Source organism: Franconibacter helveticus LMG 23732, assembly GCF_000463115.2.
Classification (GTDB): Bacteria; Pseudomonadota; Gammaproteobacteria; order Enterobacterales; family Enterobacteriaceae; genus Franconibacter; species Franconibacter helveticus.
Map to the genome: position 1 here is coordinate 450,887 of NZ_AWFX01000049.1, position 10,609 is coordinate 461,495.

The following is a 10,609-nucleotide window of genomic DNA, read 5'->3' on the forward strand; positions in this document are numbered from 1 at the left end:
TTACGGTGCCATACAGCCACGCATTACCTGAAGATCAGGTGCTTTCGGTTGCCGATTTAACCGTGCGCTTTCGCCAGCAAGAACAGACGACCGAGGCGGTGCGCCAGCTCTCTTTCGACCTCAGGCGCGGCGAGACGCTCGCTATTGTGGGGGAATCCGGCTCCGGCAAATCAGTGACTGCGCTCTCCCTGATGCGCCTGATTGAGCAGGCGGGGGGCGAAACCCAGAGCGGCCATTTATTGCTGCGCCGACGCAATAAGCAGGTTATTGACCTGCGCGAAATGAGCCAGTCGCAGATGCGCTCGGTACGCGGCGCCGACATAGCAATGATTTTCCAGGAGCCGATGACCTCGCTTAACCCCGTGTTTCCGGTAGGGGAGCAGATAGCGGAATCTATTCGCCTGCATCAGGGGTTAAGCCGGGAAAAAGCGCTGCGGGAAGCGAAGCGCATGCTGGAGCTGGTGCGTATTCCCGAAGCGCAAAGCATTCTGGAGCGTTATCCGCATCAGCTTTCCGGCGGTATGCGCCAGCGGGTGATGATAGCCATGGCGCTCTCCTGCCGCCCGGCGGTATTGATAGCCGATGAACCGACCACGGCGCTGGATGTCACTATTCAGGCGCAGATCCTCCAGCTCATTCGGGTGTTGCAGGACGAAATGGCGATGGGGGTGATTTTCATCACGCACGATATGGGCGTAGTGGCGAACATGGCTGACCGCGTGCTGGTGATGTATCAGGGCGAAGCGGTGGAAACCGGCAGCGTGCGCGATATTTTCCGCGCCCCGCAACATCCCTATACCCAAAAACTGCTGGCGGCGGTGCCGCGCCTCGGCGCCATGAACGGCACCGATTTGCCGCAAAAATTTCCGCACGATTTTCATGCGCAGGCGGGCCTGGACCAGGCTGAAGGCGCGCAGGATACGGTGCTTTCCGACCGCGGCCCCATTTTGCAGGTGCGGGAGCTGGTAGCCCGTTTCCCGGTGCGCAGCGGCATTCTCAACCGCGTGAAAAGCGAGGTGCACGCAGTAGAGAAAGTAAGCTTTGACCTGTGGCCCGGCGAAACGCTTTCGCTTGTCGGCGAATCGGGCTGCGGTAAATCCACCACCGGGCGCGCGCTGCTGCGGCTTGTCGAAACCCAGGGCGGCAGCGTCACGTTCGCCGGTCAGCGAATCGATACGCTGGCGCAGCACGCTTTGCAGCCGGTGCGGCGCGATATCCAGATTATCTTCCAGGATCCTTACGCTTCGCTCGACCCGCGCCTCACCGTGGGCTATTCCATTATGGAGCCGCTGTTAGTGCACAAGATGATGAGCGATGAAGCGGCGCAGCAGCGCGTGGCCTGGCTGCTGGAGCGCGTAGGGCTTAAGCCTGAACATGCGTGGCGCTATCCGCACGAGTTTTCCGGCGGGCAGCGACAGCGTATTTGCATCGCCCGGGCGCTGGCGCTGAACCCGAAAGTGGTTATCGCCGACGAATCCGTTTCTGCGCTCGATGTTTCTATACGCGCGCAGATAATCAACCTGTTGCTCGACCTGCAAAAAGAGTTCGGCATCGCGTTTTTATTTATTTCGCACGATATGGCGGTCGTTGAGCGCATCAGCCATCGCGTGGCGGTGATGTACCTGGGGCAGATTGTGGAAATAGGCCCGCGGCGGGCGGTGTTTGAGAACCCGCAGCACCCCTATACCCGCAAACTGATGGCGGCCGTGCCTGTGGCTGACCCGGATCATCCGCGCCGTCAGCCGGTGCTGCTTTCCGATGAGATACCCAGCGCCACCCGCAAGCGCGGCGACGAACCTTTCGTCGCGCCGCTGGTGGCCGTGGGGCCTGGCCATTTTGTGGCGCGCCACGAAATAGGCGGCGCTTCGCACCACTATTAATTCATTAGGGCAGGGATAATAAGGAGAATAACAAAATGACTCAACACGCAACTCGTAAGTGGCTGGCCGCGGTGGGTATCGCCTCCGCGCTTGCCGCCGCGCCCGCCTTCGCCGCTAAAGATGTGGTGGTCGCGGTAGCCTCTAACTTCACCACGCTCGACCCGTATGACGCGAACGACACGCTCTCCCAGGCGGTGGCGAAGTCCTTCTACCAGGGATTATTCGGGCTGGATAAGGACATGAAGCTGCAAAACGTACTGGCGGAAAGCTACACCGTTTCTGACGATGGTTTGATTTACACCATTAAGCTGCGATCCGGCGTGAAGTTTCAGGATGGCACGGCCTTTGATGCCGCAGCGGTAAAAGCGAACCTTGATCGCGCCAGCAACCCGGATAATCGCCTCAAGCGTTACAACCTTTATAAAAACATCGCCAGCACCGAGGCGGTCGATCCCGCCACCGTAAAAATCACCTTAAAACAGCCGTTCTCGGCTTTTATTAATATTCTGGCGCACCCGGCCACGGCCATGATTTCGCCCGCCGCGCTGCAAAAATATGGCAAAGAGATAGGCTTTCACCCTGTAGGCACCGGCCCGTATGAGCTTGTCACCTGGAACCAGACCGATTTTGTGAAGGTGAAGAAATTCGCCGGTTACTGGCAGCAGGGGCTGCCGAAGCTCGATACCATCACCTGGCGCCCGGTCGTCGACAACAATACCCGCGCGGCGATGCTGCAAACCGGCGAAGCGCAGTTCGCTTTCCCGATCCCTTACGAGCAGGCGAAGCTGCTGGAGCAAAACGACAAGCTCGATTTGGTCGCTTCGCCCTCCATCATGCAGCGCTATATCAGCATGAACGTGACGCAAAAGCCGTTCGATAACCCAAAGGTGCGTGAAGCCATTAATTACGCCATTAACCGCCAGGCGCTGGTAAAAGTGGCCTTTGCCGGTTATGCGACGCCTGCTACCGGCGTAGTGCCGCCTTCCATCGCTTATGCTGCGCAATTTTCGCCGTGGCCCTACGACCCGGCGAAAGCGCGTCAGTTGCTGAAAGAAGCTGGCCTGCCGAACGGTTTTAGCACCACGCTCTGGTCTTCCCATAACCACAGCACCGCGCAGAAAGTGTTGCAGTTTACGCAGCAGCAGCTGGCGCAGGTGGGTATCAAAGCGAAGGTCACGGCGATGGACGCTGGCCAGCGCGCGGCGGAAGTGGAAGGCAAAGGGCAGAAAGAGAGCGGCGTGCGCATGTTCTATACCGGCTGGACCGCGTCAACCGGCGAGGCGGACTGGGCGCTTTCGCCGCTGTTCGCCAGCCAGAACTGGCCGCCGACGCTCTTCAACACCGCGTTTTACAGCAACAAACACGTGGATAGCGATCTGGCTGACGCGTTGAAAACCACCGATAACGCTCAAAAAGCGAAGCTCTATAAAGAAGCGCAGGAGATTATCTGGAAAGAGTCGCCGTGGGTGCCGCTGGTGGTGGAAAAACTGGTTTCCGCGCACAGCAAATCCCTGACCGGTTTCTACGTCATGCCGGACACCGGGTTCAGCTTTGAAAATGCGGACCTGAAATAAAAGCGCGCTTTTCCCTTAGCCTGATCTTTTTCCGATGCAGAGCGGCCGGGGCGACGAAAAGAACCCCGGCGCCTCGCCCTCGCCGTGCAGGGAAGGGCGGGCAGTGGTCATGCTGTGTTACGGGTAATACGGCAAGAAGAGACAATCAAGAAGAAACAATGAAGAAAAAACTACAGGGTTACGCATGTTTAGTTACGTCGTAAAACGCCTGCTGGGGCTTATCCCGACGCTGCTTATTGTGGCGGTGCTGGTGTTTTTATTTGTCCATATGTTGCCAGGCGACCCGGCGCGCTTAATTGCAGGCCCGGAGGCGGATGCGCAGGTTATCGCGATGGTGCGCGCGCAACTGGGGCTGGACCAGCCGCTGTGGCGGCAGTTCTGGCACTATATCAGCCATGTGGTGCAAGGCGACTTCGGCTATTCACTGGTCTCCCGCCGTCCAGTCTCGCAAGAGATCGCCAGTCGCTTTATGCCGACGTTTTTGCTTACCGTGACCAGCATGGTGTGGGCGGTGCTGTTCGGGCTCTTCGCCGGTATTATCGCCGCCGTCTGGCGCAACCGCTGGCCGGACAGAATCAGCATGACGCTCGCCGTCTCCGGCATCTCCTTTCCCGCCTTTGCGCTCGGCATGTTGCTGATGCAGGTGTTTTCAGTGGAGCTGGGCTGGCTGCCGACCGTGGGCGCCGACAGCTGGCTGCACTATATTCTGCCTTCCATTACGCTTGGCGCGGCGGTAGCGGCGGTCATGGCGCGCTTCACCCGCGCCTCGTTCGTGGATGTACTGGGCGAGGATTATATGCGCACCGCCCGCGCCAAAGGGGTGAGTGAAAAGTGGGTGATTCTTAAACACGGCCTGCGCAACGCCATGATCCCGGTCGTGACCATGATGGGGTTGCAGTTTGGTTTCCTGCTCGGCGGCTCGATTGTGGTGGAAAAGGTATTTAACTGGCCGGGGCTTGGCCGTTTGCTCGTGGATTCCGTCGAGATGCGCGATTATCCGGTGATTCAGGCGGAGGTGCTGCTCTTCTCGCTGGAATTTATTCTTATCAACTTAGTGGTGGATGTGCTCTATGCCGCCATTAACCCGGCTATCAGGTATAAGTAAGGATGCGACTTTTCAACTGGCGCCGACAGGCCATTCTCAATGCAATGCCGACAATACGCCCGCAGCAGGTACGCACTCCCTGGCATGAGTTCTGGCGGCGGTTCAAACGCCAGCCGGTGGCGCTTATCGCCGGCGCGTTCGTGCTTATGCTTATCGTGCTTGCCGTCGTCGCGCCGTGGATAGCGCCCTTCGATGCGGAAAATTATTTTGATTACGACCGGCTCAACGAGGGGCCGTCGATGATGCACTGGTTTGGCGTGGACTCTCTGGGACGCGATATTTTTAGCCGCGTGCTGGTCGGCGCGCAAATCTCGCTCGCGGCGGGGGTGTTCGCGGTGCTGATCGGCGCGCTTATCGGTACGGTGCTCGGGCTGCTGGCGGGCTATTACGAGGGCTGGTGGGACCGCATCATCATGCGTATTTGCGACGTGCTGTTCGCTTTCCCGGGCATTCTGCTCGCCATCGCGGTGGTGGCGGTGATGGGCAGCGGCATGGCGAACGTGATTATCGCGGTGGCGATCTTCAGTATTCCGGCCTTTGCGCGTCTGGTGCGCGGCAATACGCTGGTGCTGAAACACCAGACGTTTATCGAGTCGGCGCGCAGCATTGGCGCTTCTGACGCCACTATCCTGTTTCGCCATATCCTGCCGGGCACAGTGTCGTCAATCGTGGTCTATTTCACCATGCGCATCGGCACCTCGATTATTTCGGCGGCGAGCCTCTCGTTTCTCGGCCTGGGCGCGCAGCCGCCGACGCCGGAGTGGGGCGCCATGCTCAACGAAGCGCGGGCCGACATGGTGATAGCGCCGCACGTGGCGATTTTCCCAAGCCTGGCGATTTTCCTGACCGTGCTGGCCTTTAACCTGCTGGGCGATGGGCTGCGCGACGCGCTCGATCCCAGGCTGAAAGGGTAATAAAAAAGGCCGCCTGACGGCGGCCTTTTCGCAGGCAAAAACGTTAAACGCGGCTGCCCCACAGATCATATTCGTCGGCGTTTTCCACCTTCACGCGAACCACATCGCCAGGCTTCACGTTGGTTTCGCCGTTAAGGTAGACCGCGCCGTCAATTTCCGGCGCATCCGCCATACTGCGGCCGATGGCGCCTTCTTCATCCACTTCGTCGATCATGACAAGGATTTCGCGGCCCACTTTCTCCTGCAAACGCTCGGTAGAGATCTGCTGTTGCAGCTGCATGAAGCGGTTCCAGCGCTCCTCTTTCACCTCTTCCGGCACCTGATCCGGCAGATCGTTCGCGCCGGCGCCCTCTACCGGGCTGTATTTGAAGCAGCCAACGCGGTCGAGGCGCGCTTCTTTCAGGAAGTCGAGCAGCATCTGGAAATCTTCTTCGGTTTCACCCGGGAAGCCGACGATAAACGTAGAGCGCAGCGTCAGCTCGGGGCAGATTTCACGCCACTGCTTAATACGCGCCAGCTGGCGGTCTACCGAGCCGGGGCGTTTCATCAGCTTCAGAATACGCGGGCTGGCGTGCTGCAACGGGATATCCAGATAAGGCAGGATTTTGCCCTGCGCCATGAGCGGGATAACGTCATCAACGTGCGGATAGGGGTAAACGTAATGCAGACGCACCCAGACGCCGAGCTTCGCCAGCTGTTCGCACAGGCTGACCATGCTGGTTTTCACCGGTTCGCCGTTCCAGAAGCCGGTACGGTGTTTAACATCCACGCCATAGGCGGAAGTATCCTGCGAAATCACCAGTAACTCTTTTACGCCTGCTTCCACAAGGCGTTTCGCTTCCGCCAGCACGTCGCCAATCGGACGGCTGTCGAGGTCGCCGCGCATGGAAGGAATAATGCAGAAAGTGCAGCGATGGTTGCAGCCTTCGGAAATTTTCAGGTAGGCATAATGGCGCGGCGTCAGCTTCACGCCCTGTTCCGGCACCAAGCTTAAGAAAGGATTATGTTTCGGCTTCGGCACGTAGTGGTGAACATGCTTTAAGACTTGCTCGTAGCTGTGCGGCCCGGTGATTTCCAGCACCTTCGGATGCACTTCACGGATTTGATCTTCTTTTGCGCCGAGGCAGCCGGTGACAATCACTTTGCCGTTTTCGTTCAGCGCCTCGCCGATCACTTCCAGCGACTCCTGTACGGCGCTGTCGATAAAACCGCAGGTGTTGACGATGACCATGTCGGCATCGTCATAGCTCGGCACAACGTCATAGCCTTCAGTACGCAGTTCGGTCAGGATGCGCTCAGAATCCACCAGATTTTTCGGGCAGCCTAACGAGATGAAACCAATCTTGGACATTTTTTATACAATACATTGCTCGGGAAAACGCGGAGTATACATCATGAGCAAACGAGACAGCTATACATGCGCTTACCTTCAGGCCGCCGGAGGATGAAACAGCCAGGGCGTCTCTGCGCTACAGGCGCCGGGCGCGGGCTTTGGCGTATCTCTGGCGCTGTCATGTAATCACTTTATGAACGGGTGGCGGCCGCCCGCTTTTTTTCAGGTGGGCCTTCGCTGATAAGCGCTTTCGCATACGTTAAAAGCAACGCTGACGAAACTGACTGACATATTCATATAAATGTCTTTATCGTAATCCGTTTTCATCATCGGTTTAAATGTGTCGTTAAAGCCTTCACGCATCGCTTCGGTGAATTGATTTTTGTTTTTCGAGGGGGCGGCTTGCGGGCTATAGCGGGAACATAAATCTTCGAGGTTAACAAAAGGCGATACCCGTCCTTCATCCATCGACCGGGTATTATATAAACGCAAAAAAGCATCACCGCTGATCTCTCTCATTTGTTGTTCATCAAAAGTATTAATTGCACGCACAGGTTGCTGCTGAGAAGGGTGATGACAACCGAAAAGCGCCAGACCAGAACACAATAACATTTTGTGATACATAGCATATTCCCCACTCCGGCTCGATGATCTCAACAGTAGTACAGCGCCTGCGGGGTAAATGTGTCGTTATGTAATTCTGCATGTCGTCATGTTTAAATAAAGCGCTAAGACAAAAGTATGAGCCGCCTTTTGCGTTCTGGCTTACCGACATAAAATAATCGCCAGGCTACATCTTCACGGCTTAAAAATTAATAATTAGTTACTTATTCTGTTTATAAATTTTTTTACTGCCTGCGCATTTTTTATCAGTTCGCCTTATTTATTTCTCTCTTGCTTATTACATTATTCAGTCAGACAAAAGCTGTTGCGTTATATTTTTATGCGCCGTTCTTATTTAACCGGAAGCAGGCAATATCATCTTTTTTATTTATGGCGGCTTATTCCTGAAAAGGTTTTGCTTATCCCTGACAACATTAACGATCTTTTATCGGGCCGTGTTGGTTCATGCTTTAAGCGGTGCGAAGCCTGACGCTACCGGTTTCTGCCGTTAGGTTATTGTATTGTAAAGAATGTTAATTAGTGTCGAAATATTGACCCAGCGCATGATTAAGCTCAAAAAGTGACCATATGCTTGGATCGATCCATCGATGTACCACAGGGAGGAAGCAGTATGATCTCTGACAGAGTCCGGCATGATCTCTTGAAAAAGACGATCATCGCAAAAGTTGACCTCATGGCTTATCTACAACTGAGGAAGGCGAAGGGGTATATGTCGGTCGCTGAAAGCCACTGCCTGAGGGAGAACCTGTTTGAACTTTGTAAGGAGTACCGGCGGCACTACGCGCTGCTGAAACAGACTCAGGAAAGCAGCGATTTAGCCGCCTTTACGCAAAGCCTGGATGCGCTCTCCAGCGCAGCGGTGTGCCTGATGACAGGCCAGCATGATTGCCCGCTTTATATCACGGTTGATGCCGAAAAGCTTGAACGCGCCATCGCCACGCTTCAGAAATGCACCCGTCTGCTGACCGACAGCAAAAAGCCCGCTGAGGCCTGAAACCCGGGGGAGGCGACTCCCCCGTCCTGCTTAAGTTTTTGTAAAAGTAAACCTGCCGACGCTGCCGCTGGCTACCCTTATCGGGATAACCGATAAAGGAGACTCTCATGCCGCTGCTCTCATCCCGTCACTGGCTCGCCGCTATCGCGCTGCTTACCGCTTCGCAGGTTCAGGCCGCAGAAGTGAAAGTCGATGTGTTGCAAAACCGGCTCGCCCATCCCTGGGCGCTCGCTTTTCTGCCGCAGGATCAGGGTATTTTAATCACCCTTAAAGGCGGCGAACTTAAACGCTGGCAGCCTGGCAAAGGGCTTTCTCCTGCTATTCGCGGCGTGCCGAAAGTCTGGGCGCAGGGGCAGGGCGGACTGCTGGATGTGGCGCTGGCGCCAGACTTCGCGCAAAGCCGCAAAGTGTGGCTGAGCTTCGCTGAAGCGGGCGATGACGGGAAAGCAGGCACCGCGGTAGGTTACGGACGCTTAAGCGAAGATATGCAGCAGCTTGAGGATTTCACCGTGGTCTTTCGCCAGCAGCCGAAGCTTTCCGTCGGCAACCATTTTGGCGGCCGGATGGTTTTTGACGGCAAAGGGTATCTTTTTATCGCGCTGGGGGAGAACAACCAGCGGCCCACCGCGCAGGAACTTGACAAGCTTCAGGGCAAACTGGTGCGCCTGACGCAAGACGGCAAAGTGCCGCAGGACAATCCCTTTGTTGGTAAAGCAGGCGTGCGCCCGGAAATCTGGTCATACGGTATCCGCAACCCGCAGGGTATGGCGCTCAACCCCTGGAGCAAGGCGCTCTGGCTGAATGAACACGGCCCGCGCGGCGGCGATGAAATTAACCTTCCCGAGGCGGGCAAAAATTATGGCTGGCCGCTCGCGACCTGGGGCATTAACTACAGCGGCCTGCCCATTCCCGAAGCGAAAGGCACCTCTGCGCCAGGCACTGAGCAACCTCTCTTTTACTGGAAAGACTCGCCAGCCGTTAGCGGTATGGCGTTTTACAACGCCAGCACCTTCCCGCAGTGGCAAAACAAACTGTTTATCGGCGCGCTTAAGGATAAGGACCTGATTCAGATGAGCGTGGACGGCAATAAAGTGACTGAAGATGGCAGGCTGCTTGGCGAGCGCAACGCGCGCATTCGCGATGTGCGCGTTGGGCCGGATGGCTATCTCTATGTGCTGACGGATGAAACGGACGGGCAACTGCTTAAAGTCAGCCCCGCCGCGTAAGGTTCAGCTCACCGGGATCATAACGATTTTGCGAAACGCCGGACGCTCGCACAGCTGCTGATACCAGCGGTCCAGGTGCGGGCGCGGCGTAAATTCCACGCCGACATTTTTCAGGTTATAGACATAGGGCGCCGGAGAAATATCGCCCAGGCCGAACGTTTCGCCTGAAAGCCATGGCGTTTTCGCAAGTTCCGCATCCAGAATGCCCAGCAATTCGTCACATTTCTGGGTGCTTTCCTCAATCAGTTTCGGATCGCGCTTTTCCGGCGGCGTACGCACCAGGCTGAAAACCAGACCGCGGTGCGGCGGCGGCAGCATGGTGGCCGTCCAGTCCATCCATTTATCCCCCGTGGCGCGCTGCACCGGGTTGTCTATCCACAGGCGGTTCTGGCCATACTGCGCGGCAAGATAGCGAACAATGGCGTTGGATTCCCACAGCACCAGCCCGGTTTCGTCATCGCGCAGGCAGGGCACCAGGCCGTTAGGGTTCATCTCCAGGTAATCCGGATCATGGTTGATGCCATACTGCATGCCCGCGGGGATGCGGTTATAGGGCAACTCCAGCTCTTCGAGGCACCAGAGCACTTTTTTCACATTGGTCGAGTTTTCTCTGCCCCAGACGGTAATCATGGTTCGCTCCTTAAAACGGGTAGGGTGACAGGGTGGTCAAAACTTATGGTGAGATAAAGCCCACTTTTTCGCAACTCTCGTAAAAACCGGCCATGCGGAACCCGATCCCGCTGACACTTGAAAAAACTTTACCCGCTTCCTGTTTCATTACGAGCTAATGTGCGTTATTACTCACCACTTCACTCGATGCGTTTATTTTGACGTGATTTCTGGAATGGATACTCGGATGGCACTTACCAACCCTTTCTCTCTCTCCCCTTTACTGCGCGCCGTAACGGCGGGCTCCGTTCTGTTACTTGCTCTGGTTCCCGCCGTTAATGCCGCTGAAG

General features: G+C 56.4%; 10 protein-coding genes. 7 read left to right on the top strand and 3 right to left on the bottom strand.

All coding sequences use genetic code 11. From position 1 onward, the window contains the following. Positions 1 to 5: 5 nt before the first annotated feature. The 4 genes from gsiA (at position 6) to gsiD (ending at position 5,473) form a co-directional block, all read left to right on the top strand. Positions 6 to 1,880, top strand: coding sequence for a glutathione ABC transporter ATP-binding protein GsiA (gene gsiA, locus DW56_RS17170; RefSeq protein WP_024553150.1), 1,875 nt, complete (start codon positions 6 to 8; stop codon positions 1,878 to 1,880). 35 nt (positions 1,881 to 1,915) lie between these two features. Continuing rightward, positions 1,916 to 3,454, top strand: coding sequence for a glutathione ABC transporter substrate-binding protein GsiB (gsiB, locus tag DW56_RS17175; RefSeq protein ID WP_024553151.1), 1,539 nt, complete (start codon positions 1,916 to 1,918; stop codon positions 3,452 to 3,454). 184 nt (positions 3,455 to 3,638) lie between these two features. Beyond that, entirely contained in the window at positions 3,639 to 4,559 is a 921-nt protein-coding gene (gene gsiC / locus DW56_RS17180) for a glutathione ABC transporter permease GsiC (RefSeq protein WP_024562199.1), read from the top strand. A gap of 2 nt (positions 4,560 to 4,561) precedes the next feature. After that, entirely contained in the window at positions 4,562 to 5,473 is a 912-nt protein-coding gene (gene gsiD / locus DW56_RS17185) for a glutathione ABC transporter permease GsiD (RefSeq protein WP_024553153.1), read from the top strand. A gap of 43 nt (positions 5,474 to 5,516) precedes the next feature. On the opposite strand, the gene rimO is transcribed toward gsiD, so the two are convergent. Both rimO and DW56_RS17195 read right to left on the bottom strand, forming a co-directional pair. Beyond that, positions 5,517 to 6,824, bottom strand: a complete 1,308-nt coding sequence (gene rimO / locus DW56_RS17190; RefSeq protein ID WP_024553154.1) for a 30S ribosomal protein S12 methylthiotransferase RimO — start codon at positions 6,822 to 6,824, stop codon at positions 5,517 to 5,519. Between the two features lie 204 nt (positions 6,825 to 7,028). Next, positions 7,029 to 7,430, bottom strand: coding sequence for a hypothetical protein (locus DW56_RS17195; RefSeq protein WP_139152816.1), 402 nt, complete (start codon positions 7,428 to 7,430; stop codon positions 7,029 to 7,031). Between the two features lie 610 nt (positions 7,431 to 8,040). On the opposite strand from DW56_RS17195, the gene DW56_RS17200 reads away from it, so the two are divergent. Further along, positions 8,041 to 8,424 (top strand): biofilm formation regulator BssR, encoded by a 384-nt coding sequence (locus DW56_RS17200; protein WP_024553156.1) that lies wholly within the window; start codon positions 8,041 to 8,043, stop codon positions 8,422 to 8,424. 107 nt (positions 8,425 to 8,531) lie between these two features. Further along, a complete protein-coding gene (locus tag DW56_RS17205; protein WP_024553157.1) occupies positions 8,532 to 9,650 on the top strand; it encodes a PQQ-dependent sugar dehydrogenase in 1,119 nt (372 codons plus the stop codon). Positions 9,651 to 9,653: 3 nt separating this feature from the next. Here DW56_RS17205 and DW56_RS17210 read toward each other — a convergent pair whose 3' ends face one another. After that, positions 9,654 to 10,280 carry a glutathione S-transferase family protein gene (locus tag DW56_RS17210; RefSeq protein WP_024553158.1) on the bottom strand — a complete coding sequence of 209 codons (627 nt, stop codon included), beginning with the start codon at positions 10,278 to 10,280 and terminating at the stop codon, positions 9,654 to 9,656. Positions 10,281 to 10,494: 214 nt separating this feature from the next. Between DW56_RS17210 and DW56_RS22925 the strand changes: the two genes are divergently transcribed. Next, the coding region (locus tag DW56_RS22925) for a hypothetical protein (protein ID WP_412778676.1) at positions 10,495 to 10,609 on the top strand (115 nt) is incomplete at its 3' end.